General features: G+C 72.3%; 27 protein-coding genes. 12 read left to right on the top strand and 15 right to left on the bottom strand.

What is annotated here, in order from left to right; all coding sequences use genetic code 11:
* Window positions 1-58 precede the first annotated feature (58 nt).
* On the top strand, window positions 59-1,327 hold the full coding sequence (gene tyrS, locus ACSU6L_RS29325; RefSeq protein WP_437061600.1) for a tyrosine--tRNA ligase: 1,269 nt from the start codon (window positions 59-61) through the stop codon (window positions 1,325-1,327).
* Window positions 1,328-1,410: 83 nt separating this feature from the next.
* On the opposite strand, the gene ACSU6L_RS29320 is transcribed toward tyrS, so the two are convergent.
* Window positions 1,411-1,689 (bottom strand): GlsB/YeaQ/YmgE family stress response membrane protein, encoded by a 279-nt coding sequence (locus ACSU6L_RS29320; RefSeq protein WP_437061598.1) that lies wholly within the window; start codon window positions 1,687-1,689, stop codon window positions 1,411-1,413.
* Window positions 1,690-1,936: 247 nt separating this feature from the next.
* Here ACSU6L_RS29320 and ACSU6L_RS29315 point away from each other — a divergent pair, with 247 nt between their 5' ends.
* Together ACSU6L_RS29315 and ACSU6L_RS29310 are read left to right on the top strand one after the other, a co-directional pair.
* Window positions 1,937-2,299, top strand: coding sequence for a DUF3099 domain-containing protein (locus ACSU6L_RS29315; protein ID WP_437061596.1), 363 nt, complete (start codon window positions 1,937-1,939; stop codon window positions 2,297-2,299).
* A 191-nt stretch (window positions 2,300-2,490) separates the two neighbouring features.
* On the top strand, window positions 2,491-2,712 hold the full coding sequence (locus tag ACSU6L_RS29310) for a hypothetical protein (protein WP_437061594.1): 222 nt from the start codon (window positions 2,491-2,493) through the stop codon (window positions 2,710-2,712).
* A gap of 9 nt (window positions 2,713-2,721) precedes the next feature.
* Here ACSU6L_RS29310 and moaA read toward each other — a convergent pair whose 3' ends face one another.
* From moaA to ACSU6L_RS29295, 3 genes are all read right to left on the bottom strand, one after another.
* On the bottom strand, window positions 2,722-3,711 hold the full coding sequence (gene moaA / locus ACSU6L_RS29305) for a GTP 3',8-cyclase MoaA (protein WP_437061592.1): 990 nt from the start codon (window positions 3,709-3,711) through the stop codon (window positions 2,722-2,724).
* Between the two features lie 154 nt (window positions 3,712-3,865).
* Window positions 3,866-5,488, bottom strand: coding sequence for a solute symporter family protein (locus ACSU6L_RS29300; RefSeq protein ID WP_437061590.1), 1,623 nt, complete (start codon window positions 5,486-5,488; stop codon window positions 3,866-3,868).
* A complete protein-coding gene (locus ACSU6L_RS29295; protein WP_437061588.1) occupies window positions 5,485-5,841 on the bottom strand; it encodes a DUF485 domain-containing protein in 357 nt (118 codons plus the stop codon). The genes ACSU6L_RS29300 and ACSU6L_RS29295 overlap by 4 nt, the downstream gene beginning before the upstream one ends.
* A 304-nt stretch (window positions 5,842-6,145) precedes the next feature.
* Here ACSU6L_RS29295 and ACSU6L_RS29290 point away from each other — a divergent pair, with 304 nt between their 5' ends.
* The 3 genes from ACSU6L_RS29290 (at window position 6,146) to ACSU6L_RS29280 (ending at window position 10,247) form a co-directional block, all read left to right on the top strand.
* Complete coding sequence (locus ACSU6L_RS29290; RefSeq protein ID WP_437061586.1) at window positions 6,146-7,675, top strand: S8 family serine peptidase; 1,530 nt, start codon at window positions 6,146-6,148, stop codon at window positions 7,673-7,675.
* 79 nt (window positions 7,676-7,754) lie between these two features.
* Window positions 7,755-9,131: a CoA transferase gene (locus ACSU6L_RS29285; protein ID WP_437061584.1), complete on the top strand. Its 1,377-nt coding sequence runs from the start codon at window positions 7,755-7,757 to the stop codon at window positions 9,129-9,131.
* Between the two features lie 108 nt (window positions 9,132-9,239).
* Window positions 9,240-10,247, top strand: a complete 1,008-nt coding sequence (locus ACSU6L_RS29280; RefSeq protein WP_437061582.1) for a CopD family protein — start codon at window positions 9,240-9,242, stop codon at window positions 10,245-10,247.
* A 3-nt stretch (window positions 10,248-10,250) separates the two neighbouring features.
* Here the strand turns inward: ACSU6L_RS29280 and ACSU6L_RS29275 are convergent, their stop codons facing one another.
* The 3 genes from ACSU6L_RS29275 to ACSU6L_RS29265 all read right to left on the bottom strand — a co-directional run bounded on the left by ACSU6L_RS29275 (window position 10,251) and on the right by ACSU6L_RS29265 (window position 12,608).
* Entirely contained in the window at window positions 10,251-10,904 is a 654-nt protein-coding gene (locus ACSU6L_RS29275) for a lysoplasmalogenase (RefSeq protein ID WP_437061580.1), read from the bottom strand.
* A complete protein-coding gene (locus tag ACSU6L_RS29270; RefSeq protein ID WP_437061578.1) occupies window positions 10,901-11,770 on the bottom strand; it encodes a sterol desaturase family protein in 870 nt (289 codons plus the stop codon). Before ACSU6L_RS29270 ends, ACSU6L_RS29275 begins: the two co-directional genes overlap by 4 nt.
* 118 nt (window positions 11,771-11,888) lie before the next feature.
* A complete protein-coding gene (locus ACSU6L_RS29265; protein WP_437061576.1) occupies window positions 11,889-12,608 on the bottom strand; it encodes a VIT1/CCC1 transporter family protein in 720 nt (239 codons plus the stop codon).
* A gap of 136 nt (window positions 12,609-12,744) precedes the next feature.
* Between ACSU6L_RS29265 and ACSU6L_RS29260 the strand changes: the two genes are divergently transcribed.
* The 5 genes from ACSU6L_RS29260 to ACSU6L_RS29240 all read left to right on the top strand — a co-directional run bounded on the left by ACSU6L_RS29260 (window position 12,745) and on the right by ACSU6L_RS29240 (window position 17,599).
* Window positions 12,745-13,746, top strand: a complete 1,002-nt coding sequence (locus ACSU6L_RS29260; protein ID WP_365517000.1) for a DEDDh family exonuclease — start codon at window positions 12,745-12,747, stop codon at window positions 13,744-13,746.
* A gap of 79 nt (window positions 13,747-13,825) precedes the next feature.
* Window positions 13,826-14,059, top strand: coding sequence for a hypothetical protein (locus ACSU6L_RS29255; protein ID WP_073942431.1), 234 nt, complete (start codon window positions 13,826-13,828; stop codon window positions 14,057-14,059).
* 60 nt (window positions 14,060-14,119) lie between these two features.
* Window positions 14,120-14,938 carry an SURF1 family cytochrome oxidase biogenesis protein gene (locus tag ACSU6L_RS29250; RefSeq protein ID WP_437061573.1) on the top strand — a complete coding sequence of 273 codons (819 nt, stop codon included), beginning with the start codon at window positions 14,120-14,122 and terminating at the stop codon, window positions 14,936-14,938.
* Window positions 14,939-15,050: 112 nt separating this feature from the next.
* Window positions 15,051-16,838 (top strand): glycoside hydrolase family 15 protein, encoded by a 1,788-nt coding sequence (locus tag ACSU6L_RS29245; protein WP_437061571.1) that lies wholly within the window; start codon window positions 15,051-15,053, stop codon window positions 16,836-16,838.
* A 5-nt stretch (window positions 16,839-16,843) separates the two neighbouring features.
* Window positions 16,844-17,599 carry an SDR family oxidoreductase gene (locus tag ACSU6L_RS29240; protein WP_437061569.1) on the top strand — a complete coding sequence of 252 codons (756 nt, stop codon included), beginning with the start codon at window positions 16,844-16,846 and terminating at the stop codon, window positions 17,597-17,599.
* 32 nt (window positions 17,600-17,631) lie between these two features.
* On the opposite strand, the gene amaP is transcribed toward ACSU6L_RS29240, so the two are convergent.
* From amaP to ACSU6L_RS29215, 5 genes are read right to left on the bottom strand one after another with little or no spacing between them, the layout of a single operon-like run.
* Window positions 17,632-18,210 carry an alkaline shock response membrane anchor protein AmaP gene (amaP, locus tag ACSU6L_RS29235; RefSeq protein WP_437061567.1) on the bottom strand — a complete coding sequence of 193 codons (579 nt, stop codon included), beginning with the start codon at window positions 18,208-18,210 and terminating at the stop codon, window positions 17,632-17,634.
* Between the two features lie 5 nt (window positions 18,211-18,215).
* Window positions 18,216-18,860: a DUF6286 domain-containing protein gene (locus ACSU6L_RS29230; RefSeq protein ID WP_437061565.1), complete on the bottom strand. Its 645-nt coding sequence runs from the start codon at window positions 18,858-18,860 to the stop codon at window positions 18,216-18,218.
* Window positions 18,857-19,240: a hypothetical protein gene (locus ACSU6L_RS29225; RefSeq protein WP_437061563.1), complete on the bottom strand. Its 384-nt coding sequence runs from the start codon at window positions 19,238-19,240 to the stop codon at window positions 18,857-18,859. The genes ACSU6L_RS29230 and ACSU6L_RS29225 overlap by 4 nt, the downstream gene beginning before the upstream one ends.
* Window positions 19,237-19,422: a hypothetical protein gene (locus ACSU6L_RS29220; RefSeq protein WP_437061561.1), complete on the bottom strand. Its 186-nt coding sequence runs from the start codon at window positions 19,420-19,422 to the stop codon at window positions 19,237-19,239. The genes ACSU6L_RS29225 and ACSU6L_RS29220 overlap by 4 nt, the downstream gene beginning before the upstream one ends.
* A gap of 19 nt (window positions 19,423-19,441) precedes the next feature.
* Window positions 19,442-19,930, bottom strand: coding sequence for an Asp23/Gls24 family envelope stress response protein (locus ACSU6L_RS29215; RefSeq protein WP_437061559.1), 489 nt, complete (start codon window positions 19,928-19,930; stop codon window positions 19,442-19,444).
* Between the two features lie 90 nt (window positions 19,931-20,020).
* Between ACSU6L_RS29215 and ACSU6L_RS29210 the strand changes: the two genes are divergently transcribed.
* The gene (locus ACSU6L_RS29210; protein WP_437061557.1) at window positions 20,021-20,794 is read left to right on the top strand and encodes a nucleopolyhedrovirus P10 family protein; all 774 of its coding nucleotides are present in this window, start codon (window positions 20,021-20,023) and stop codon (window positions 20,792-20,794) included.
* Between the two features lie 20 nt (window positions 20,795-20,814).
* Here ACSU6L_RS29210 and ACSU6L_RS29205 read toward each other — a convergent pair whose 3' ends face one another.
* The 3 genes from ACSU6L_RS29205 to ACSU6L_RS29195 all read right to left on the bottom strand — a co-directional run bounded on the left by ACSU6L_RS29205 (window position 20,815) and on the right by ACSU6L_RS29195 (window position 23,910).
* Window positions 20,815-21,618 carry an enoyl-CoA hydratase/isomerase family protein gene (locus ACSU6L_RS29205; protein WP_437061555.1) on the bottom strand — a complete coding sequence of 268 codons (804 nt, stop codon included), beginning with the start codon at window positions 21,616-21,618 and terminating at the stop codon, window positions 20,815-20,817.
* Window positions 21,619-21,754: 136 nt separating this feature from the next.
* Window positions 21,755-21,976 (bottom strand): helix-turn-helix domain-containing protein, encoded by a 222-nt coding sequence (locus ACSU6L_RS29200; protein WP_003976983.1) that lies wholly within the window; start codon window positions 21,974-21,976, stop codon window positions 21,755-21,757.
* 335 nt (window positions 21,977-22,311) lie between these two features.
* On the bottom strand, window positions 22,312-23,910 hold the full coding sequence (locus ACSU6L_RS29195) for an ABC-F family ATP-binding cassette domain-containing protein (RefSeq protein ID WP_437061553.1): 1,599 nt from the start codon (window positions 23,908-23,910) through the stop codon (window positions 22,312-22,314).
* Between the last annotated feature and the right edge of the window lie 291 nt (window positions 23,911-24,201).

Here is a 24,201-nt window from a genome sequence, read left to right as displayed (position 1 = left end):
CGGCAGGCCCCCATAGACTGGGGGAAGCCCTTTTCACCGTTCAAGGAGACATACGACCGTGACGGACATCGTCGACGAGCTGAAGTGGCGTGGGCTGTTCGCCCAGTCCACTGACGAGGACGCTTTGCGCAAGGCGCTCGCGGACGGTCCCGTCACGTTCTATTGCGGCTTCGACCCGACCGCGCCGTCCCTGCACGTGGGGCATCTGGTGCAGGTGCTCACCGTGCGCCGGCTCCAGCAGGCCGGGCACCGGCCGCTGGCCCTGGTGGGCGGCGCCACGGGTCTGATCGGCGACCCCCGCCCGACCGCGGAGCGCACGCTGAACGACCCGGAGACGGTCAAGGGCTGGGTCGAGAAGCTGCGCCGCCAGATCGAGCCGTTCCTGTCCTTCGAGGGCGAGAACGCGGCCCTGATGGTCAACAACCTCGACTGGACCGAGGGTCTGTCCGCGATCGAGTTCCTGCGCGACATCGGCAAGCACTTCCGTGTCAACAAGATGCTGACGAAGGACTCGGTCGCCCGTCGCCTGGAGTCCTCCGAGGGCATCAGCTACACGGAGTTCAGCTACCAGCTCCTGCAGGGCATGGACTTCCTCCAGCTCTACCGGCGGTACGGGTGCAGCCTCCAGCAGGGCGGCAGCGACCAGTGGGGCAACCTCACGGCCGGCCTGGACCTGATCCACCGGCTGGAGCCGCAGGCCGACGTGCACGCCCTGGCCACCCCGCTGATGACGAAGGCGGACGGCACCAAGTTCGGCAAGACCGAGGGCGGCGCCGTCTGGCTCGACCCGGAGATGACCACGCCGTACGCGTTCTACCAGTTCTGGCTGAACGTGGACGACCGTGACATCTCCCGTTACATGCGCATCCTCTCCTTCAAGTCCCGCGAGGAGCTCGAGGAGCTGGAGAAGCTGACCGAGGAGCGGCCGCAGGCCCGCGCCGCGCAGCGCGCGCTCGCCGAGGAGCTGACGACGCTGGTGCACGGCGCCGACCAGACCGCCGCGGTGATCGCCGCGTCCAAGGCGCTGTTCGGGCAGGGCGAGCTGACCGACCTGGACGAGCGGACGCTGGCCGCGGCCCTCTCCGAGGTGCCGCACATCCAGGTCGGCGAGCTCGGCCCGGTCGTGGACCTGTTCGCCGAGGTCGGCCTGGTGGCCAGCAAGTCCGCGGCGCGGCGCACGGTGAAGGAGGGCGGCGCGTACGTGAACAACGTGAAGGTCGCCGCGGAGGACGCCGTCGCGGCGAAGGAGGAGCTGCTGCACGGGCGGTGGCTTGTGCTGCGGCGAGGCAAGAAGAACCTTGCCGCGGTCGAGGTTCTGGGCGCCTAGTGCGATAGGGGTGCGGACGGTCCGCGGGCCGCGGCTTCGTCGTGGTCGCTCGCGCGACTCCCCGCACCCCTTCGCGGCGTTTCTCAGACCCGGTGTTTCCGCTTGCCCAGCGTCGCCATGTACAGCATGTCGCCGACGGCGACGATGATGATGGCCGCGATGAGCTGGAAGATGTGCCGGCTCCAGTCGATGCCGGGCGTCTCCTCGACGCCGAAGCCGCGCGCCATGGCGTTGCCCGCGACAGCGCCGAGCATGCCGAAGATGGTGATCAGCCAGAGGGGGCTGTGCTGCTTGCCCGGGATGATGGCCTTGGCGATCAGGCCCAGCACGAATCCCACGATGATCGCCCACAACCAGCCCATGGTTGCCTCCTCGTCCGGCTCGACGTGAGCTGTACGCCCAGTCTCGGCCGGTAGGCCGTACGGCGCATGTCGGGAGCCCCGTACGCGGGACGGGGGAGGGCGTCCGCGCAGGCCGGAGGGTGACCCGGTCTCGTGGCCTGCGCAGGCCCGGCGTAACGTGGAGTCGTCCCGGCCGGGCGTCCGATCCGGTACGGCGGACGTCGGGACGGGCCGGGGAGAGTCCGATGCGGGCGGATGGTGGAATGTGATGCGGAAGCTAGGGGACGGCGGCAACGCCCAGGTGTTCCGGATCACTGGGGCCCGGCAGGGTCTCCAGGACGATGTCCGCGGGCGCCAGCGCCGGTATGTGATCTCGATGAGCATCCGTACGGTCTCGGTGATCCTGGCCGCGGTGCTCTGGAACGTGGAACGGCATGTCGCGATCGTGGCGTTGGTGCTCGGCGCGGTCTTGCCGTACATCGCGGTGGTGATCGCGAACGCGGGGCGGGAGAACGCGCCGTCGCTGCCCTCGACGTTCGTGTCGGTGCCGCCCCGGACGATGATCGCGCCGCCGGCGGAATCCGGTGCGGAGGACGCGGGGAAGGATCCGGGAGCGGCGTCGCGGGACTGACCGCCGGTGCCGGGTTCGTCCGAAGCTCAGGAAATGCTCAGATCAATCATGTAGTTCCAGTGCCCGGCAACCGGTTACCCGTGACATACTTCGTAGGCGCTCCGCATCCCCCGTCGGAGCGATGGACCGACGCCGGGCAGCTCCCCCCGTGGCTGCTCGGCGTCGCTTTTTTGCGCTGGTGAGACGAAACAGTGAGTGACGAGACCTCCCCGATCTGTTCCGCCAAGGGCTGCCGGGACGCCGCCGTGTGGGTGCTGGCCTGGAACAACCCGAAGATCCACACGCCGGAGCGGCGCAAGACCTGGCTCGCCTGTGAGGAGCACCGCGAGCATCTGTCGCAGTTCCTCGGGGTGCGCGGGTTCCTGAAGGACGTGGTGCTGCTGAAGGAGTGGCAGCAGCAGGCGGAGGGCTGACGCCCGGCGTCAGCCGCCGATGGCGGACATCGGCCGGTCCGGCTGGACGAACGTCGGGTCGTCCAGGCCCGCGCCGGCCTTCTTGCCCCACATCGCCAGCCGCCAGATCCGGGCGATCTCCTCGTCGGGGGCGCCGGAGCGCAGCGCGGCCCTGAGGTCGGTCTCCTCGGTGGCGAACAGGCAGGTGCGGACCTGGCCGTCGGCCGTGAGGCGGGTGCGGTCGCAGGCGGAGCAGAAGGGGCGGGTGACGGAGGCGATGACGCCCACGCGGTGCGGGCCGCCGTCGACCAGCCAGCGTTCGGCCGGGGCGGAGCCGCGGGCCTCGGAACCCTCCTCGGTCAGCTCGAAGCGGGTGCGCAGGGAGGTGAGGATGTCCCCGGCGGTGATCATGCCGTCGCGCTTCCAGCCGTGCTGGGCGTCCAGGGGCATCTGCTCGATGAACCGCAGCTCGTAGTCGTGCTCGACGGCCCAGGCCAGCAGGTCGGGGGCCTCGTCGTCGTTGAGCCCCGGCATCAGGACGGAGTTGACCTTGACCGGGGTGAGGCCGGCCGCGCGGGCGGCTTCGAGGCCTTCCAGGACGTCCTTGTGCCGGTCGCGGCGGGTGAGGGTCTTGAAGACGTCGGGGCGCAGGGTGTCCAGGGAGACGTTGACCCGGTCCAGGCCGGCTGCCTTCAGGGCGGGGGCGGTGCGCTTGAGGCCGATGCCGTTGGTGGTGAGGGACATCTGGGGGCGCGGCTCCAGGGCGGCGACCCGCTCGACGATACCGACCAGGCCGGGGCGCAGCAGGGGCTCACCGCCGGTGAAGCGGACTTCCTTGACGCCGAGTGAGGTGACGGCGATGTCGATGAGGCGGACGATCTCGTCGTCCGTGAGCAGGTCCGGCTTGGCCAGCCACTGCAGGCCCTCCTCGGGCATGCAGTAGGTGCAGCGCAGGTTGCACCGGTCGGTGAGCGAGACCCGCAGGTCGGTGGCCACCCGGCCGTAGGTGTCGATGAGCACTGGGCCCCCTCCCTCGTACGGAGCACACACGGAGCACGCTTGATTCCGTCACCAGTGAGCCTACGTGACGGCACCGACAACGACAGAGCCCGATCCCACGAGGTAAGACACGGCCGCGTCGTAGGGTTCTACGACGCGGCCGTGCCGGGTGGGCTCAGTGAGCGCCGGTGCCGGTGAGGGAGCGGACCTCCAGCTCGGCGTACTTGCCCTTGTCCGGCTCCTCCTTCGACAGCAGGGTGCCGACGACGCCCAGCAGGAAGCCGACCGGGATCGAGATGAGGCCGGGGTTCTCCAGCGGGAACCAGTGGAAGTCGACGTCGGGGAACATCGAGGTGGGCTTGCCGGAGACGACCGGCGAGAACAGCACCAGGCCGACCGCGGTGATCAGGCCGCCGTAGATCGACCACAGGGCGCCCTGGGTGGTGAAACGCTTCCAGAACAGGCTGTAGAGGATGGTCGGCAGGTTGGCGGAGGCGGCGACCGCGAAGGCCAGGGCGACCAGGCCGGCGACGTTCAGGTCGCGGGCGAGGGCGCCGAGCACGATGGAGACCGCGCCGATGCCGACGGTCGCCCAGCGGGCCGCGCTGATCTCCTCCTTCTCGGTGGCCGTGCCCTTCTTGATGACGTTGGCGTAGATGTCGTGCGCGAACGACGAGGACGAGGCGAGGGTGAGGCCGGCGACGACCGCGAGGATCGTGGCGAAGGCGACCGCTGAGATGGTGGCGAGCAGGATGGCGCCCCAGCTGGAGTCGACGCCGCCGAGGTGCAGGGCGAGCAGCGGGGCGGCGGTGTTGCCCGCCTTGTTGGAGCTGGTGATCTCCTCGGGGCTGATCAGCGCGGCGGCGCCGAAGCCGAGGGCGAGGGTCATCAGGTAGAAGGCGCCGATCAGACCGATCGCCCAGATCACGGACTTGCGGGCGGCCTGGGCGGTGGGGACGGTGTAGAAGCGGATCAGGATGTGCGGCAGACCGGCGGTGCCGAGGACGAGGGCGATGCCGAGCGAGAGGAAGTCGAGCTTGGTGGTGCCGCTGGCGCCGTACTTGAGGCCGGGCTCCAGGAAGGCCGCGGCGTGGCCGCTCTTGTCGGCGGCGGTGCCGAGCAGCTCGGAGATGTTGAAGTCGAACTTCAGCAGCACCAGGAAGGTCAGCAGCAGCGCGCCCGCCATCAGCAGCACGGCCTTGACCATCTGCACCCAGGTGGTGCCCTTCATGCCGCCGATGCTGACGTACACGATCATCAGGACGCCGACCAGGGCGACGATGGCGATCTTGCCGCCGTCGCTGGTGATCCCGAGCAGCAGGGAGACCAGGACGCCCGCGCCGGCCATCTGGGCCAGCAGGTAGAAGATCGACACGACGATGGTGGAGGTGCCGGCGGCGGTGCGGACCGGGCGCTGGCGCATCCGGTAGGCGAGGACGTCGCCCATGGTGTAGCGGCCGGAGTTGCGCAGCGGTTCGGCGACCAGCAGCAGGGCGACGAGCCAGGCGACCAGGAAGCCGATGGAGTACAGGAAGCCGTCGTAGCCGAAGAGGGCGATGGCGCCCGCGATGCCGAGGAAGGACGCGGCGGACATGTAGTCGCCGGAGACGGCGAGGCCGTTCTGGAAGCCGGTGAACTGGCGGCCGCCGGCGTAGAAGTCGGCGGCGTCCTTGGTCTGCCGGCCCGCCCAGATGGTGATGACCAGGGTCGCGACCACGAACAACCCGAACAGGCTGATGATCAGCCCGCGGTGCTCGCTCGCCTCACCGGCTGCCAGGGTGAAAGCGGCGGTGCTCATTCGGCGGCCTCCATACGGGTCTTGATGGCCTCGGCCTTGGGGTCGAGCTTCGCGGCGGCGTGCCGCGCGTACCACCAGGCGATGAGGAACGTGGTGAGGAACTGGGCGAGGCCGAGGGCCAGGGCCACGTTGACGTTGCCGAACAGCTTGGTGCCCATGAAGTCGCCCGCGTAGTTGGAGAGCAGGACGTACAGCAGGTACCAGGCGATGAAGGCGACGGTCAGCGGGAAGGCGAAGGAGCGGTAGGAGCGGCGCAGTTCACCGAACTCGGCGCTCTCCTGAACCCTGGCGAACTCCTCGGTGGACGGTAGCCGGTGTTCGGTCTTCGAGGGGGGCGGTGCGTCGGTGGCCACGGAGTCTCCTCGCGGTGCGGATGGCGACAGGGGTGATCTGGATCACATCGACCGGGCGGCGATGTCAGTTGCCCCCGGTGTGATCCGGCAGAGGGCTCGCTTGTGCTCGGCCTCCTGTCCAACGTCACGGCGCCGTTCGGGAACCGGTTCAACGACGATCGTCGTAAATCTGAGAAGTCATCGCGGCTACGCATTGCTGGTCAGCGAGTTCGGGGGATAGCTTCGCTCTGCACCATCGTCATGCACCTGCCCGAGCACCACCTGTGTCTCGGGCCGTTTCGTTTCCGGATGATGTGGAGACCCCATGGCTCATCTGCGCTCCAGACGCCGACTCGCACTCGCCGTGCCCGTCGTGCTGTCGTTGACCGCCTCGCTCGGCTTCCTGCCCGCGACCGCCTCGGCCGCGCCCGGCGGGGAGACCTCGACGCAGGCGGCGGACGCGCCCGAGCTGGCGTACGTCGTCAACACCGAGGTGGACAAGCGCACCGTCGCGGCGGTGAAGAAGGCCGTCGAGGCGGCCGGCGGCACCGTGGTGACGGCGTACGAGAAGATCGGTGTGATCGTCGCGCACTCGGCGAACCCCGACTTCGCCAAGCAGATACGCACGGTCCGCGGCGTGCAGTCGGCGGGTGCCACCCGCACCGCGCCGCTGACCCCCGCGGGCACGACGGACGAGGGCGGCGCGGACTACCTGACGGCCGCGGAGGCCGCGAAGGTGAAGGCCGCGTCGGCGGCCACCCCGGAGGCCGAGCCCCTCGAGGCCGACCAGTGGGACCTGCGGGCGATCGGCGCCGACAAGGCCGCGCAGATCAACCCGGGCAGCAGAAACGTCACGGTCGCCGTCATCGACACCGGTGTCGACGACACCCATCCGGACCTCGCCCCGAACTTCTCCAGGTCCCAGTCCGCCAACTGCGCGGGCGGCGTCGCCGACACCAGCGAGGGCGCCTGGCGGCCGTACACCGAGGCGGACTACCACGGCACCCACGTGGCCGGTGAGATCGCCGCCGCCCGCAACGGCGTCGGTGTGGCCGGTGTCGCGCCCGGGGTGAAGGTCGCCGGCATCCAGGTGACCGACCCGAAGAGCGGCCTCTTCTACGCGGAGAGCGTCGTCTGCGCGTTCGTGTTCGCCGCCGACCACGGCGTCGAGATCACGAACAACAGCTACTACGTCGACCCGTGGCTGTACAACTGCATGGACGACCCCGACCAGCGGGCCATCGTCGACGCGGTCAACCGGGCCCAGCTCTACGGCCAGAAGAAGGGCACCCTGCACCTGGCGTCCGCGGGCAACTCCAACCACGACCTCGACGCCGACGCGATCCTCGACGACACCAGCCCCAACGACACCACGCCGGTCGAGCGCACCATCGACCCGCACGAGTGCTACGACGTGCCGACCCAGCTGCCGGGCGTCGTCACGGTCAGCGCGACGGGCGTGAACAACCTCAAGTCGTACTACTCCTCGTACGGCGAGGGCGTGGTGGACGTGGCGGCGCCGGGCGGCGACCGGCGCTACCAGATCCCGGACACGCCGTCGAAGAACGGCCGCATCCTGTCCACGATGCCGAACAACCAGTACGGCTTCCTCCAGGGCACCTCGATGGCCGCGCCGCACGCCTCGGGCGTCGCCGCGCTGCTGAAGTCCGAGCATCCGTACGCCACTCCGGCCCAGCTCCAGGCGCTGCTGAAGGCGCAGGCGGACAACCCGGGCTGCCCCGAGTCCTACGACCAGGACGGCGACGGCGACCAGGACGCGGTGTGCGAGGGCGGCAAGCGCGTCAACGGCTTCTACGGCTTCGGCGTCGTCAACGCGCTGGACGCGGTGAAGTAGGACTCGACGCGAGTCAATAGGAGTCATCTCTCCATGCCGGGCCGTGCGGGGCATCCGCGCGGCCCGGCATAGTTCGTCCATGAAGGACATCACTCACGCGTGGTCAGCGATCGGCGGAGACCCCGCACTGGTCGAACGGGTGTCGGTGACGGCCCGGCGGGGCGCGCTGGAGGCGCGCCTGCCGGTCCTGGAGTCGGCGCGGGCCTGCGTGGCCGTGTGCGCGCTGGCCGCCGCGGAACTGGCGGCCCGGCGGTACGCGCTCGCGCGGGTGCCCCGGGTACGGGTGGACGACGGGGCGGTGGCCACCGCGTTCACCAGCGAGCGGCAGCTGCTGGTCGACGGGCGCGCGCCGGTCAACTTCGCCCCGCTGTCCCGGTTCTGGCGCACGGCCGACGGCTGGGTGCGGACCCACGCCAACTACCCGCACCACCGGGAACGGCTGCTGTCCGCGCTGGGCGTCGGCGAGGACGGGGTGGCGGCCGCGCTGGCCGCGCGTGGCGCCGCGGACGTCGAGGAGGCCGTGTACGCCGCCGGCGGCCTCGCCGTCGCCGTACGGACCCCCGAGGAGTGGGCCGGGCATCCGCAGGCCGCGGCCGTGGCGCGGCGCCCGCTGGTCGAGCGCGGGCGCCTGGACACGGCTCCCGCGCGGGTGCTCGCCGCTCCGGCGGACACGGCGGACGCTCCCCTGCTGCCCGCCGCCGGGCTGCGCGTGCTGGACCTGTCCCGGGTCCTCGCCGGGCCCGTGGCCACCCGCACCCTCGCCCTGCTCGGCGCGGACGTGCTGCGCCTGGACCCGCCCGGCCTGCCCGAACTCCCCGACCAGCATGCCGACACGGGCTTCGGCAAACGCTCGGCGACCCTCGGCCTCGCCGCCGACCGGCGCGTCTTCGAGGAGCTGCTCACGGCGGCGGACGTCGTCGTCACCGGCTACCGTCCGGGCGCGCTCGACCGGTTCGGGCTGTCCCCCGAGGCGCTCGTCGAGCGGCGTCCCGGGCTGGTGGTGGCCCAGGTGTCGGCGTGGGGGGCGTACGGGCCGTGGGGCGGGCGGCGCGGCTTCGACAGCCTGGTGCAGGCCGCCACCGGCATCGCCGTCGTCGAGGGCACGCCGGAACACCCGGGCGCCCTGCCCGCGCAGGCCCTCGACCACGGCTCGGGCCATCTGCTCGCGGCGGCGGTGCTGCGGGCGCTGACGGAACAGTCGTACGACGGCTGCGGGCGGTTCGTCCGGCTGGCGTTGGCGCGGACCGCGCGGTGGCTGACGCAGGAGGTCACGGCCGGCGGCGGCGCGGACACGCGGGAGCCCGCCTCCTACGACGCGGGCCCCTGGCTGGCCGAACGGGACAGCCGGATCGGCCGCCTGCGGTACGCGCTGCCGCCGGTCGCCTTCGAGGGCGGCCCCGAGGACTGGGCCCGGCCGCCGGGGCCGCTGGGGGCGGACGCGGCGCGCTGGGCCTGAGCCGACGAGGGCGGTACCCGGCTGAACGCGCTCCCCGCGCGGAACGCCGGTCTGTCAGTTGTCCGCGGAGGCTTGCCCAGTTCTGTGGCGACTGGTGAGGATCGTGCGGTGACCTCCATACGACCGGCCGGCGAGGCCGCCGGGAATCGCGGCACCGCGCGGCGGGCCGGTACCGGTGGGGCCGTCACCCTGCTGGTCCTGGTGACCCTGGGGGCGCTGATCCCGCTGCTCGGGCCGTCCGCCGCGCTGCACGGCACCGGCGAGTCCGCCGCGCCCGGCGTCGGCGGCATCGCCCTGCTGCGCGCGGTCCTCTTCGCGGCACTGTGCGTCCCGCTGGGCGAGCTGTTCGTGCGGCGGCTTGCCCGCGCCGTGCCCGGCGCCCCGGCGGAGCTGCCGCGCAGCCGGGCGGTGTGGGCGGCCGGTGCCGGGTTCGCCGCCGCGCTGGGGCTGGCCTCGGTGGTGGCCACCGGCAACCTGGTGCCGCACGGCCTCGGCCAGATCGACGTCGGCGGCCTGTACGCCTCCCGGGACGGCAAGCTGGCCCTGCTGGAGGTCAACGCGTTCGCGGTGGCGGGGCTGTGCGCCCTGTCAGGCCGTCCGGGGACCCAGGTGTGGCCGCTGGCCGCGGTGGTCGCCGCGGAGGCGCTGCGCGCCCATCCGGCGACCGAGCACAGCCCGCTGGCCGGCTCGGCCCTGACGCTCGTTCACGTGCTGTGCGCGTCGCTGTGGACGGGCGGTCTGCTGTACGCGCTGCGCACGCTGCGCCGGTGGGGCGCGGACCGGGCGGGCGCCGCCCTGTTGGGGCTCTACGCGCGCGTGGCGGCGGTGCTGCTCGCCGTGCTCACCGTGACGGGCGTCTGGAGCACCCTGCGCCGGATGCCGCCGGAGACCGTGCCGGAGCAGCTGACGACGACGGCGTACGGGCGTGCCCTGCTCGCCAAGGTGCTGCTCGTGGCCGCCGTCGGCGCGCTGGCGCTGTGGGCGCGGATCCGGCTGTCCCGCGCGGCCGACCCCCTGGCCGCCTGCTCCCCCGCGCGGGCGGAGGTGGTGGTGCTGGCGGTGGTGCTCGCGGTGTCGGGGCTGCTGACGGCACTGCCGGTGCCGATCCGGTGGTGACCGTCAGACGGTCGCCCTCGTCCTGTCCCCGCCCGGCACCCGGTCGCGCAGTGTGCCTCTGGCGAGCAGGAACTGCGCGGCGATGTACGTGAGCATGATCCACAGGTCGGGGCGCGGTGCCTGCGGCCAGTCGGCGACGCCGGTCGCGATGAGGGTGTCGGAGAGCACGAAGAGCGCGCCGCCGATCCCCGCGGTGCGTCCGAACCGGCTCGCCGCCGCGTACGCCATGGCCGTGAGCAGCAGGCTGTAACCGGCCACGGGGACGCGCAGGTCGGCCGGCAGGTCGGGCCAGAGCGCGGCGACGGTGGAGACGAGGACGACGCCGTAGGCAGCGAGCAGCACGCCGGGAGGGGTGCCCGCACGGCCGTACGCCTTGAACAGCATCAGGTAGCAGACGTGGCCGACGGCGAACGAGGCCATCCCGGCGAGGAAGGCGGGCTCCGCGCCGGAGAGCAGCAGCACGTCGCCGCCCCAGCCGCACAGCAGGGCCGCGATCAGCAGCCGGGGTGCGCCGGAGAACGCGGCGTAGCCGGCCAGCAGGGGCATCAGGAGGGGCTTGGCCACCACGTGCCCGGGGTCGAATCCGGCCGCGAGGGAGGCGAGGTCGACGGCGGCGGCGAGGCCGAAGGCCCACAGGAGGGCGCGGCGCGGCGTCATGCGACCACGGTCTCCTTCGAGGCGTCCTTCTTCGGCGGGGCGGGCTGCCAGCCGGGCCCGCCGAAGACGCGCCCGACCCGTTCGCGCCAGCCGGAGGCGGCCTTCACGTCCCTGGCGATGGCGACGTACTCGTGGGTGGCGACCCGCAGCGGGTTGTACGTGTCGATGTTCTTCGTCAGGCCGAACACGGGCCGCTCGGTCTCGGCGGTGAACGAGCCGAACAGGCGGTCCCAGACGATGAGGATGCCGCCGAAGTTGCGGTCCAGGTAGCCGCCCTGGGAGGCGTGGTGCACGCGGTGGTGGGAGGGGGTGTTGAAGACGAACTCGAACCAGCGGGGCATCTTGTCGATCCGCTCGGTGTGGATCCAGAACTGGTAGACGAGGTTCGCGGAGGAGCAGAACGCGAGGGCGGCCGGGTGCACGCCGGCGGCGATCAGGGGGACGTAGAACGGCCAGACGGTCAGCGAGGTCCAGGGCTGGCGCAGCGCGGTGGTGAGGTTGAACTTGCGGCTGGAGTGGTGGACCACGTGGCAGGCCCACAGGATGCGGATGACGTGGTGGCCGCGGTGCGACCAGTAGTAGAAGAAGTCCTGCGCGAGGAGCATCAGGGCCACGGTCCACCACAGCACGGGCACGCGCAGCGGGGTGAGTTCGTAGACGGCCGTGTAGATGGCGACGATCGGGAACTTCCACAGGAAGTCGAAGACGAGACTGCCGAGCCCCATGGTCACACTGGTCGCGGCGTCCTTCGTCTCGTACCCGGCCTGTTCCTCGTCGGGATGGAGCCGGACACTGATGATCTCGAGGATCGTGAGCAGCGCGAAGGCGGGTATCGACCAGACCACGACATCGGGGAGGTTCGGCATTACTGCACCGTAGGACCGTCGTCGGGCCGGAGCTAGACGTTGTTACCGATAAGTATTACCAGCGGTAAGCGCTTGTTTGTTGGCGATCTCCGCCAATGGCGATCTTCACCGACGACGCTCACACCCCCGCCGCCCCCAGCAGCGACCCGACCGCATACGTGACCCCCATCGCCAACACCCCGCCCCCCACGTTCCGCACCACCGCCCGGCGTGGCGCCGCCTCCCCCAGCCGGGCGCTACTCCAGCCGGTGCAGACCAGCGCGAGCAGGACGGACCCCACGGTCACCGGCAGGCGCCAGTCCGCCGGCGGCAGCACGATGGCCAGCAGCGGGAGCAAGGCTCCCGCCGTGAACGCCAGGAAGCTCGCCCAGGCCGCGTGCCACGGATCGGTCAGCACGTCGGGGTCGATGCCGAGCTCCACGCGCGCGTGGGCGCGCAGCGCGTCACGTTCCGTCAGCTGGACGGCCGCCTCGCGGGCGACGTCCCGGGACAGGCCCCGCTCCTCGAGCAGGCCCGTCAGCTCCGCCAGCTCGGCTTCCGGCCGCTCCCGCAGTTCCCGCTTCTCCACGGCCAACGCGGCCTTCTCGGAGTCCCGTTGGGTGGAGACCGAGACATACTCCCCCGCGGCCATCGACAGGGAGCCGGCGAGCAGGCCGGCGAGGCCCGCGGTGAGGAGCGAGGAGCGGTCGCCGGTCGCACCGGCGACACCGACGACGAGACCGGCGGTGGACACGATCCCGTCGTTGGCGCCCAGTACGGCCGCACGCAGCCAGTTCAGCCGCTCGGCCAGCGCGCCCCCGTGGGCACTGCCGGGCGGCGGTCCGGTCGGTTCGGTCACCCCCGGAGGATGACATTCCGGACATCGCCCGACCGGTACCGACTCACACGCACGCACATCGGACCGTCGAACACACGGCCGCACTCGGCCACCTGAGGGACAGCACTGTCAGTCCCGGCCCGTATCCTCAGGGACCATGCTCGAAGACCGCACGACCGCAGCGTCCTCCGCCACGACGTGGCCGGCCGCGTATCCGCACGGATACGCGGTCGTTGACGTGGAGACCACCGGACTGGCCCGCGACGACCGGATAATCTCCGCGGCCGTCTACCGGCTGGACGCGCGAGGCGAGGTCCAGGACCACTGGTACACGCTGGTCAACCCCGAGCGCGATCCCGGCCCGGTGTGGATCCACGGACTCACCAGCGAGGCACTGGAGGGCGCGCCGCTCTTCGCGGACATCGCCGACGAGTTCGCGACCCGGCTGGAGGGCCGGGTGCTCGTCGCGCACAACGCCGTCTTCGACTGGCAGATGATCGCCCGGGAGTACGCGCGCGCCCGGCGCGAGGCGCCGGTGCGGCAGCGGCTGTGCACCATCGCCCTGTCCAAGGCGCTGGAGCTGCCGCTGCCCAACCACAAGCTGGAGTCGCTGGCCGCCCACTTCGGCGTCGTCCAGCGGCGCGCGCACCACGCGCTGGACGACGCGCGCGTGCTGGCGGAGGCGTTCCGGCCGAGTCTGCACGCCGCCGCCTCCGGGGACGTACGGCTGCCGCTGCACGAGTGCCGACCGCTGACCGAGTGGGCCGACCGGCCCGCGCCCCGCATCGGACAGCAGGCGGGCGGCCCTGGCGGCTACGGCGGCTACCGGCCGACCAGTTGGCGCCCCTCCCGGAAACGGCCCGCATGCCCCTATCCCAACCCAGGGCGGTACGAAGAGGGCAAAAGACTCAAGCAGGGCATGCGGGTCGCGTTCTCCGGCGACACGTCCGTGGAGCGGGAGCTGCTGGAGGACCGGGCGACCGAGGCCGGGCTGCACGTCGCGACCAGCCTGTCCCGGCTGACCAGCCTGCTCGTCACCAACGACCCGGACTCGGGCACCTCCAAGGTGCTCAAGGCCCGGCAGTACGGCACGCCGGTGGTCGACGAGGCCGCGTTCGGACAGCTGCTGCGGGATGTGGAACCGGCGTCGGAGCAGTGACCGTACGGACGGGTGATTGCCGCGCGACTCGCCCGCCGCCCGCTCGCCCGCGCGGCGGCGACGGCTCACCCTGTGGCGCATGGCGACTTGCGAAGTTTGCGGCAACAACTACGGCATGACCTTCGAGGTGCACGCGCAGGGCGCGGTGCACGTCTTCGACTGCTTCTCCTGCGCGATCCACCGCATGGCTCCCATCTGCGAGCACTGCCGGGTGCAGATCATCGGCCAGGGCGTCGAGGTCGAGGGCCACTGGTACTGCGGCGCCCACTGCGCCCGCTCGGAGGGGAAGGTGGGCATCGTCGACCGCGTCTGAGCCCCGCGTCCCGGCACCCCTGCCGACGGCACCCCACGGCCTGCGAGGTACGGTCGTGGGGTGTACCGCTTCCTGTTGTCCCGGCAGTGGGTGATCCTCACCCTCGTCGTCCTCGCGCTCATCCCGACGATGATCGAGCTGGGCTTCTGGCAGCTGCACCGGCATGAGCACCGGGTCGCGTTGAACAAGGTGATCGCCGACTCGCTGGCCGCGAAGCCGGTGCCGGCCGAGTCGCTGACCTCGCCCGGGGCCGTGATCGAGGACGCGGACCTGTACCGCCGGGTGTCGGCGACGGGCCGGTTCGACACCGCCCACGAGGTCGTCGTACGGCGTCGGACGAACGCCAACGACGAGATCGGCTACCACGTGCTGACCCCGTTCGTCCTCACCGACGGCAAGGTCCTGCTGGTCAACCGGGGCTGGGTGCCCGCGGGCGCCACCCAGCGCACGTTCCCGAGGGTCCCGGCGCCGCCGCGCGGCGAGGTGACCGTCACCGGACGGCTGATGGCCGACCAGACGACCGCCGAGAGCGGCATCAAGGACCTCGAGGGGCTGCCCGACCGCCAGATCATGCTGATCAACAGCGCGCAGGAGGCGAAGCGGCTGGGCAAGCAGGTCCTCGGCGGGTACGTCGAACTGACCGATCCGCGGCCCGAGGGCGACACCCCGCAGCTGATCCCGGCCCCCGACCACGACGACATCGGCCCCCACATGGCGTACGCCGTGCAGTGGTGGCTGTTCTCCGGGGCCGTCCCGCTCGGCTGGGTGATCCTGGCCCGCCGGGAGGCCCGCGACCGCGCGCAGGCGCGGGAGAAGGAGAACGAGAAGGAGAAGGAGAACGACGGCGAGACGCCGGAGGCCGAACCGGCCACGGTGTAGCGCCCTCGCACACCTTCACCCGCCCGGCGGCAGCCTCACCCGCCCGCCTACGGCCTCACCCGCCCGGCCGTAGTCCCGATTGGCCCCCAGGTCCGCCGGGAACCCGCACCCCGTGCATCCCCGTATCGAGGACTACGCGCTCATCGGCGACGCGCAGACCGCCGCCCTCGTCGGCAAGGACGGTTCCGTCGACTGGCTGTGCCTGCCCCGCTTCGACTCGGCCGCGTGCTTCGCGAAGCTGCTCGGCGACGAGGAGAACGGCCACTGGCGCCTCGCCCCCAAGGACGCCGAAGGCCCCTGCACCCGGCGCGCCTACCGTCCCGGCACGCTGGTGCTGGACACCGAGTGGGAGACCCCGCAGGGGGCGGTCCGGGTCACCGACCTGATGCCGCAGCGCGACCGCGCCCCCGATCTGGTCCGCGTGGTGGAGGGCCTGAGCGGCAGCGTCACCATGCACGGCACGCTGCGGCTGCGCTTCGACTACGGCTCGATCGTGCCGTGGGTGCGCCGCTCCGACGGCCACCGGGTGGCCGTCGCGGGCCCGGACTCGGTGTGGCTGCGCAGCGAGCCCCCGGTGCACACCTGGGGCCAGGACTTCTGCACTCACTCGGAGTTCACCGTGCGGGCGGGCGAGCGGGTGGCGTTCGTGCTCACCTGGCATCCCTCGCACGAGCCGCGCCCGCCGCTGGTCCACCCGTTCACCGCGCTGGAGTCGAGCGTCGCGGAGTGGCAGGCGTGGGCGGCCCGCTGCCGCTACCAGGGCCCCTACCGGGACGAGGTGATCCGCTCCCTGATCACCCTCAAGGCCCTCACCTACGCGCCGACCGGCGGCATCGTCGCCGCCCCCACCACGTCCCTGCCCGAGGCGATCGGCGGGGTCCGCAACTGGGACTACCGCTACTGCTGGCTGCGCGACTCCACGCTGACCCTCGGCGCGCTGCTCGCGGGCGGCTACGCGGAGGAGGCGGCGGCCTGGCGGGACTGGCTGCTGCGCGCGGTCGCGGGTGACCCGGCGGACCTGCAGATCATGTACGGCCTGGCGGGCGAGCGGCGGCTGCCGGAGGTGGAACTGCCGTGGCTGCCGGGGTTCGAGGAGTCCCAGCCGGTGCGGATCGGGAACGCCGCCGTCAAGCAGGTGCAGCTGGACGTGTACGGCGAGGTCATGGACTCGCTGTCGCTGGCCCGCAGGGCGGGCATGCCGATCGTGCCGCAGGGGTGGGAGATCCAGCGGGCGATGGTGGACTTCCTGAGCCGGGCCTGGCGGCAGCCGGACGAGGGGCTGTGGGAGGTGCGCGGCGGGCGCCGGCACTTCGTGCACTCGAAGGTGATGGTGTGGGTGGCGTTCGACCGCGCGGTGCGGGCCCTGGAGCGCTATCCGCAGCTGGACGGCGACCGGGAGCGCTGGCGGGCGATGCGCGAGGAGGTGCACCAGGAGGTGTGCGAGCGCGGCTACGACCCCGCGCGGAACACCTTCACCCAGTACTACGGCTCCAAGGAGCTGGACGCCGCCCTGCTGCTGATCCCGCGCGTCGGCTTCCTGCCGCCGGACGATCCCCGGGTGCTCGGCACCGTCGAGGCGGTCCGCGAGGAGCTGGAGCACGACGGTCTGCTGCGCCGCTACAGCGCCCGGCGGACGACCGTCGACGGGCTGCCCGGGGACGAGGGCACCTTCCTGGTGTGCTCGTTCTGGCTGGCCGACGCCCTGCACATGGCGGGCCGTACGGACGAGGCCCGCCGGCTGTTCGAGCGGCTGGTGGGCCTGGTCAACGACGTGGGGCTGCTGGGCGAGGAGTACGACCCGGCGACCGGCCGCCAGCTCGGGAACTACCCGCAGGCGTTCAGCCATATCGGTCTGGTGAACACCGCTCTCGCCCTGTTCGGGGACGAGCGGGCAGGATAGGGGTCATGGATCTTGGACTGAAGGACCGGGTGTACGTCGTCACCGGGGCCACGCGCGGCCTCGGCAACGCCTCCGCGCGCGAGCTGGTCGCCGACGGGGCGCGGGTGATCATCACCGGGCGGGACGAGAAGACGGTCGCGGACGCGGCCGACGCGCTGGGACCGAACGTGGTGGGCGTGGCCGTGGACAACTCCGACCCGGAGGCACCCACCCGGCTGATCGCGACCGCGCGGGAGCGGTTCGGCCGGTTCGACGGCATCCTCATCAGCGTCGGCGGGCCCCCGGCCGGTTTCGTGGCCGACAATTCCGACGAGCAGTGGCAGGCCGCGTTCGAGTCGGTGTTCCTGGGCGCGGTGCGGCTGGCCCGCGCGGCGGCCGCCGAGCTGGACGAGGGCGGTGTCATCGGGTTCGTGCTGTCCGGGTCGGTGTACGAGCCGATCGCGGGGCTGACCATCTCCAACGGTCTGCGGCCGGGGCTCGCGGGCCTGGCCAAGTCGCTGTCGGACGAGCTGGGTCCGCGCGGCATCCGGGTGGTCGGGGTGCTGCCCGGCCGGATCGACACCGACCGGGTGCGCGAGCTGGACTCGCTGTCCGCGGACCCGGAGGCGACGCGGGCGGCGGCGGAGTCGCGGATTCCGCTGCGCCGGTACGGCACGCCGGAGGAGTTCGGGCGGACGGCGGCGTTCCTGCTGTCTCCGGCCGCCTCCTACCTGACGGGTGTGATGGTGCCGGTGGACGGCGGGGCGCGGCACGGGTTCTGAGGGTTCTGGGCGGGAGCCGGTCTCCGCCGGCCTCAAGTGACCCGTTCCGCGCGGTGCCTGACACCCCGCAGGCGGACCTCCGTCGGCAGGCTCGCCAGGCCCGCCGAGTCACGGGCGTGGGTCAGGACCCGGGCCGTGAGGTGATCCAGCGTCTCTCCCGGGTCCACATGGGGTTCCAGCGCCAGGCGTACCCGTGCCTTGGGGGCCGTACGGCGGCCGGTGAGCAGGACGTGGGCGCCTGTGACGCCGTCCAGGCCGGCCGTCTCGCTCTCCAGGACGTCCTCCAGGGCCCGGCCGCGCAGCAGGGCGCCCTCGCCGTCGCCGGTGTCGACCAGGACCTCGTTCAGGCGGCGCCGGCGCAGCACCGCGATCAGCCACCACAGGGCGAGCAGCACGAGGAGGGCGAGCGCGGCGAGCACGACCGGCCACCACCAGTCGGCGTCCCGCCAGCGGGTCCGTTCGGCGGCGGTGAGCAGGACGTCGTGGCGGCTCTGGTGGAGCCACCAGGAGGGTGGCGGGGCGCCCAGCCCGACGGCGAGGACGGAGCCGCCCAGGGCGACGAGGACGAGGCCGACGAGGCCGAGCAGTACCCGGTTGACGGTCCTGAGCATGGTGGTCACCCCTTCCTGCCGGGTCGCCGGACGCGCACGGACAGGGCCGGCGGGTGGGCGAGCCCCAGCCCCGCGAGCGCGTCGGCGAGCACGGCGTCCAAGTCGGCGCGTACGTCCTCCAGTTCGCGGAAGTGGGACACCGCGCGGACGGTGGCCTTGCGGCGGCGCACCTTCGCCCGTGCCGACTGCACGCCCGCCACCTCCATGGCCCGGTCGCGCAGCACGGTGGCGGCGGCCGGCCGGTGCAGTGCCGCGCGGACGTCGGGTCGGGTGCCGCGCATCGGCAGCAGGGCGCGCAGGCCGGGCGTGACGGCCAGGACGACGAGCCAGAGGCCGAGGGCCGCGGCGACGCCGGCGCCGGTGAGCACCCAGGGGTCGTCCAGAGGCCGTTCGGCGAGTTGCCGGGCCAGTTCGCGGCGCCAGCGCATGGCCGGCCGGTCGGCGCGTACGGCGGCGATGTCGTAGAGGAAGAGGCCCGACACGCCGAGCAGGAGGACGGCGACGATGCCCGCGGGCACGCGGCGCGCGGACCAGAAGCGCCGGCCGGCGCGCTCGGCGTGCGGCGCGGGCTCGGGGCTCGCGGCCGGTTCCGCCTTCTCCAGGACCGGCATCCGCCGTGTGGTGCCGTCGGAGCCGTGGGGTTCGCTCATCGCGTCCTCCCCCGTGCGGCGCCGAGGGCCTTCGGCAGGTGCAGGCGTTCCACCTCGACGGCGACCTCCGGCACCTCGAATCCCACCAGCGTGCCCACCCGCTCGGCGACCTGACGTCGCACCGCGCGGCAGCGGGAGCCGATGTCGGCGGGGTAGCCGAGTTCGAGGTGGATGCGGATCCGCGCGGCGTCGTGGTGGACGGCCACGTTCGCGTGCGGCGGCGCCGCCTCGGCGGGCACCGCGCCGAGCGCCTCGCGTGCCGCCTGGGCGGCGATCTTCGCGACGACGCGGTCGGCGATCCGCGTGGCACCGCGTTCGCCCGGCGGTGGGGCGCCGAGGGGTCGGGGGATCTCACCGGCGCCGCTGTTCACCGGCGTCACCCCTGCCGGTTGCCGCGCGGCCGGAAGAAGTCGCGCAGGTCTATGTCTCCCTCGAGGAGCCGGCCTACGACGAACCCGACGGCGCCCAGTGCGGCCACCAGCAGGAACGCGCCGAAGCCGCCGAAGTACCCGGCGAAGCCCAGCGCCATCCCGGCGATCATTCCGGCCACGGCCATGCTCATCCTGTGCTCCTCCGGTGCGTCACTGCAGCCTTGGCTCCGGCTGTTCCTCTTCCTCTTCGTCCGGCAGCTTCACGTCGCTGACCGCGATGTTCACCTCCACGACCTCCAGGCCGGTCATCCGCTCCACGGCCGCGATGACGTTCTCGCGGACATCGCGGGCGACGTCGGCGATCGAGACGCCGTAGTCGATGACGATCTCCAGGTCGAGTGCGGTCTGCTTCTCGCCGACCTCGGCCTTGACGCCGCGGGTCACCGATTTGGTCCCGCCGGGTACCCGGTCGCGTACGGCGCCGATGGTGCGGCTGAGGCCGCTGCCCATGGCGTGCACGCCGACGACGTCCCGGGTGGCGAGCCCGGCGATCTTCTCCACCACGCCGTCGGCGATGGTGGTGCGCCCCCTGGTGCCGGGGTCTCCCCCGCCGCGCCGGGTGGCCTTCTGGGTCTGCACGGGCGAGTCGGTCCCGCCCTCCGGGGTCTGCGTCCGGTTCCGGTCCGTCATGTCGGTCATCGCCGTACGTCCCTTTCGGTTCGTCGCCCCCTGCCACAACGGTAAGCGCGGTTGCTCGGTCGCGCGCCAGGAATGAGGCAGGCTGGAGCAATGACGACGGCGGACCGGTGGACGCGGGCGGTGCGGGATCAGCTGGGGCTCGGCAGGATCCTCCCGCTGGGTGACGCACGTGACGGGGCTTGGATCACGGAGGCCGCGGCGCGCGCGGTGCTGTGGCGCGCGACGGACGAGGTGACGGGGGTGCGGCTGGGCGCGTTGCGGATCGCGCTGGCCGACCCGGGCCACACCTACGACCCGGCCGTGCCGGCGCCGCCGAGCGCGCTGCCGCCGGGCCCGCTGCGGCTGACGGCGGAGTTCGCGGCCTGGGCGGCGGTGCCGCTCCCGGAGTCCGCGGCGCGGGTGCGCGCGGCCCTGCTGGAGGCGTCGGCGCGGCGGCTGGGGCTGCGGGTCGCGGAGGTCGATCTGCGGGTGACGGACCTGCTGGACGAAAAGCGGGAGCCGGTCGTCGTACGGCCGCCGGAGCCGCCGGACGCGCGGGAGCCGGCGGGCGGCGACGAGGCGCGGGTCGCGGGCCTGGTGCTGTCCGTGCCGGGCGTGGCGCGGCTGACCGGCACGCTGGGCGGTGCGGGCCGGGCGGTGCACGTCGAGGAACGGGCGATGGGCGCCGAGGAGGGGCCGGACGCGGGCGCGGCGGGGAGCGCCGGGGCGGCGCCGCACGCGTTGCCGCGGCGGCACGTCCGGCTGGAGGTCGCCCTGCGTGCGGACCACCGGGCCGTGGATGTGGCCCGGGAGGTCCGCGCGCGGGTGGGTGAGGCGCTGCCGGATCACCCGTCGGTGGCCGTGCTGGTCACCTCGGTGGGCTGATCGGCGGCGTGCCGGGGTGGTCAGTCGCCGATCCCGGCCAGGTCGCGCAGCCGGCGGGCCTGGGCCTGGCGCTCGGCGGCGCGCTGTTCCTCGTAGGTGCGGTCCTGGGCGCCACGCAGCAGCGCCTTGGTCTCGACGACGGCGTCGCGCGGCGCGGCCAGCAGGGCGGCGGCCAGGTCGCGTACGGCGCCGTCGAGCTGGTCGCCGGGCACGGCGACGTTCGCGAGTCCGGTGGTGACGGCCTCCTCGGCGTGGACGAACCGTCCGGTGGCGCAGATCTCCAGCGCGCGGGCGTACCCGACGAGGCCCACCAGCGGATGGGTGCCGGTGAGGTCGGGGACGAGTCCCAGGCTGGTCTCACGCATGGCGAACTGCACGTCGTCGGCGACGACGCGCAGGTCGCAGGCGAGCGCCAGCTGGAATCCGGCGCCGATGGCATGCCCCTGGACGGCGGCGATGGACACGAGGTCGCTGCGCCGCCACCAGGTGAACGCCTCCTGGTACTCGGTGATGGTGGCGTCCAGTTCGGCGTCGCCGCCGCGCGCGAGGTCGATGAACGACGGCTCGCCGTCGAAGCCCTCGGGCGTGAACGCCTGCCGGTCGAGTCCGGCCGAGAACGACTTGCCCTCGGCGCGCAGCACGACCACGCGGACGGTGCCCGGCAGCAGCCGGCCCGCCTCGGCCAGCGCCCGCCACAGAGCGGGGCTCTGCGCATTGCGCTTGGCCGGGTTGGTCAGCGTCACCGTGGCGAGCGCGTCGTCGACGGTGAGCCGTACGCCGTCCTTGTCGAGTACCGGGTCGATTACCGGGTCGAGCGAAGCCATGGGGCGCCTCCGATGGGTGCGGTCATCGCGAGTGCCGTCTGCGGGCACTCCTAAGTGACTGCACAGTAACCACCCGGCCGATCAGCCGACCGACCGGGTGGCCACCATCGAAGCCGTGGGGCCACCCGGGGGCTGGTCAGGCCGACGTGGCCTTCTTGCCCCGGGTCGCCCCGCCACGCCCACGGAGCGTGACGCCCGACTCGCTGAGCATGCGGTGCACGAAGCCATACGAGCGGCCGGTCTCCTCGGCCAACGCCCGGATGCTCGCACCGGCGTCGTACTTCTTCTTCAGGTCTGCCGCGAGCTTGTCGCGCGCGGCGCCGGTCACCCGGCTGCCCTTCTTCAGAGTCTCGGCCACCCGTGCCTCCTCATGGGAAGTGCGCTCTGGTCTCCTCATGATCACCCCTCTGGGGCTTCATGGCCACCCATTCGGCAAGGTCCGTGGATGAGGGTTTTGACGACAGGAGCACATCCCCACAAGCGGAATCGACGGCTCCACGTGATGGACGGGATACGTCCGAACGGGTTGTTCCGCAAAATTCCAGGTCAGCGACGCGAAGCGGCCGACCCCTTGTCGACAAAGGAGTCGGCCGCGAGATCGGTGTAGGACACACCCTGGGGTGAGGAGATCTCACACAGATGATGGATCTCGGCTAGGCCGAATGATCCATACGCGGTGGATCACCCTCTCGATCACGCCAGGGCGACGAGATCCGCGTAGTCGGAACCCCACAGGTCCTCCACGCCGTCCGGCAGCAGGATGATCCGCTCCGGCTGGAGCGCCTCCACGGCGCCCTCGTCGTGGGTGACCAGGACCACCGCGCCCTTGTAGGTGCGCAGCGCGCCGAGGATCTCCTCGCGGCTGGCCGGGTCGAGGTTGTTGGTGGGCTCGTCGAGCAGCAGCACGTTCGCCGAGGAGACCACCAGGGTGGCCAGCGCGAGCCGGGTCTTCTCACCGCCGGAGAGGACGCCCGCGGGCTTGTCGACGTCGTCACCGGAGAACAGGAACGAACCGAGCACCTTGCGGACCTCGACCAGGTCCATGTCGGGCGCCGCGGAGCGCATGTTCTCCAGGACCGTGCGGTCGGGGTCGAGGGTCTCGTGCTCCTGCGCGTAGTAGCCGAGCTTGAGGCCGTGGCCCTCGATCACCCGGCCGGTGTCGGGCTTCTCCACGCCCCCGAGCAGACGCAGCAGGGTGGTCTTGCCGGCGCCGTTGAGGCCGAGGATGACCACGCGGGAGCCCTTGTCGATGGCCAGGTCGACGTCGGTGAAGATCTCCAGCGAGCCGTACGACTTCGACAGGCCCTCGGCGGTCAGCGGGGTCTTGCCGCAGGGCGCGGGCTCCGGGAAGCGCAGCTTGGCGACCTTGTCGGACTGGCGCACCTCGTCCAGACCGGCGAGCAGCTTCTCCGCGCGGCGGGCCATGTTCTGCGCGGCGACCGTCTTGGTGGCCTTGGCGCGCATCTTGTCGGCCTGGGCGTTGAGGGCGGCGGCCTTCTTCTCGGCGTTGGCGCGCTCGCGCTTGCGGCGCTTCTCGTCGGCCTCGCGCTGCTGCTGGTAGAGCTTCCAGCCCATGTTGTAGATGTCGATCGTGGCGCGGTTGGCGTCCAGGTAGAACACCTTGTTGACGACCGTGTCCACCAGGTCGACGTCGTGCGAGATGACGATGAAGCCGCCGCGGTAGGTCTTGAGGTAGTCCCGCAGCCAGACGATCGAGTCGGCGTCCAGGTGGTTGGTCGGCTCGTCGAGCAGCAGGGTGTCGGCGTCCGAGAAGAGGATGCGGGCCAGCTCCACGCGGCGGCGCTGACCGCCGGAGAGCGTGTGCAGCGGCTGGCCGAGCACCCGGTCGGGCAGGTTGAGCGCGGCGGCGATGGTGGCGGCCTCGGCCTCGGCGGCGTACCCGCCCTTGGTCAGGAACTCCGTCTCCTGACGCTCGTACTGCCGCATCGCCTTCTCGCGGGTGGCGCCCTTGCCGCTGGCGATGCGCTGCTCGTTCTCGCGCATCTTGCGGATCAGCGCGTCGAGGCCGCGCGCGGAGAGGATGCGGTCGCGGGCGAGGACGTCGAGGTCGCCGGTGCGGGGGTCCTGCGGGAGGTAGCCGACCTCGCCGGAGCGGGCGATGGTGCCGGCGGCGGGGATGCCCTCGCCGGCCAGGCACTTGGTGAGGGTGGTCTTGCCGGCGCCGTTGCGGCCGACCAGGCCGATGCGGTCGCCCTTGGCGACACGGAAGGTGGCGGACTCGATGAGGACGCGGGCACCGGCGCGCAGCTCGATACCGGAGGCGGAGATCACGGACAGACTCCAGGGCGGATGGTGGGCGGGACGGGGGGCTTCGAGACGTTCCCGCCGTCTAATGCGCGAGGAGAATGGCCATGGGGCCAGTCTAACGGGGTGGTGCAAGCACTTTTTCTGCGTCCGGGTGTTCGATCTCGGGGCCGGGAAGATCGACGTCGAGGGGCTGCCGGCGTGCGACGACGCGCCCCGGGCCATCGACCGCGATGAGCTGCGCGGTCCAGGCGCCGGTCCGGGGGCGCGGCTGGGAGGGCAGCGGTACGCCCCTGTGACGCATGGCACGTTCGGGGG

This window comes from Streptomyces sp. enrichment culture, from assembly GCF_964272855.1.
GTDB lineage: Bacteria > Actinomycetota > Actinomycetes > Streptomycetales > Streptomycetaceae > Streptomyces.
Note: the sequence above shows the minus strand (reverse complement) of the source record. Positions and strands in the feature narration are given on the sequence as shown.

Bases quoted from the DNA above. Each gene is read 5' to 3' on its own strand.
- ACSU6L_RS29260 (WP_365517000.1), top strand. From the start codon at position 12,745: ATGCTCGAAGACCGCACGACCGCAGCGTCCTCCGCCACGACGTGGCCG.
- ACSU6L_RS29320 (WP_437061598.1), bottom strand. From the start codon at position 1,689: ATGGGCTGGTTGTGGGCGATCATCGTGGGATTCGTGCTGGGCCTGATC.
- amaP (WP_437061567.1), bottom strand. From the start codon at position 18,210: ATGCTCAGGACCGTCAACCGGGTACTGCTCGGCCTCGTCGGCCTCGTC.
- ACSU6L_RS29240 (WP_437061569.1), top strand. From the start codon at position 16,844: ATGGATCTTGGACTGAAGGACCGGGTGTACGTCGTCACCGGGGCCACG.
- ACSU6L_RS29215 (WP_437061559.1), bottom strand. From the start codon at position 19,930: ATGACCGACATGACGGACCGGAACCGGACGCAGACCCCGGAGGGCGGG.
- ACSU6L_RS29205 (WP_437061555.1), bottom strand. From the start codon at position 21,618: ATGGCTTCGCTCGACCCGGTAATCGACCCGGTACTCGACAAGGACGGC.
- ACSU6L_RS29315 (WP_437061596.1), top strand. From the start codon at position 1,937: ATGCGGAAGCTAGGGGACGGCGGCAACGCCCAGGTGTTCCGGATCACT.
- ACSU6L_RS29220 (WP_437061561.1), bottom strand. From the start codon at position 19,422: ATGAGCATGGCCGTGGCCGGAATGATCGCCGGGATGGCGCTGGGCTTC.
- ACSU6L_RS29285 (WP_437061584.1), top strand. From the start codon at position 7,755: ATGAAGGACATCACTCACGCGTGGTCAGCGATCGGCGGAGACCCCGCA.
- ACSU6L_RS29230 (WP_437061565.1), bottom strand. From the start codon at position 18,860: ATGAGCGAACCCCACGGCTCCGACGGCACCACACGGCGGATGCCGGTC.
- ACSU6L_RS29210 (WP_437061557.1), top strand. From the start codon at position 20,021: ATGACGACGGCGGACCGGTGGACGCGGGCGGTGCGGGATCAGCTGGGG.
- ACSU6L_RS29255 (WP_073942431.1), top strand. From the start codon at position 13,826: ATGGCGACTTGCGAAGTTTGCGGCAACAACTACGGCATGACCTTCGAG.
- ACSU6L_RS29300 (WP_437061590.1), bottom strand. From the start codon at position 5,488: ATGAGCACCGCCGCTTTCACCCTGGCAGCCGGTGAGGCGAGCGAGCAC.
- ACSU6L_RS29290 (WP_437061586.1), top strand. From the start codon at position 6,146: ATGGCTCATCTGCGCTCCAGACGCCGACTCGCACTCGCCGTGCCCGTC.
- ACSU6L_RS29270 (WP_437061578.1), bottom strand. From the start codon at position 11,770: ATGCCGAACCTCCCCGATGTCGTGGTCTGGTCGATACCCGCCTTCGCG.
- ACSU6L_RS29275 (WP_437061580.1), bottom strand. From the start codon at position 10,904: ATGACGCCGCGCCGCGCCCTCCTGTGGGCCTTCGGCCTCGCCGCCGCC.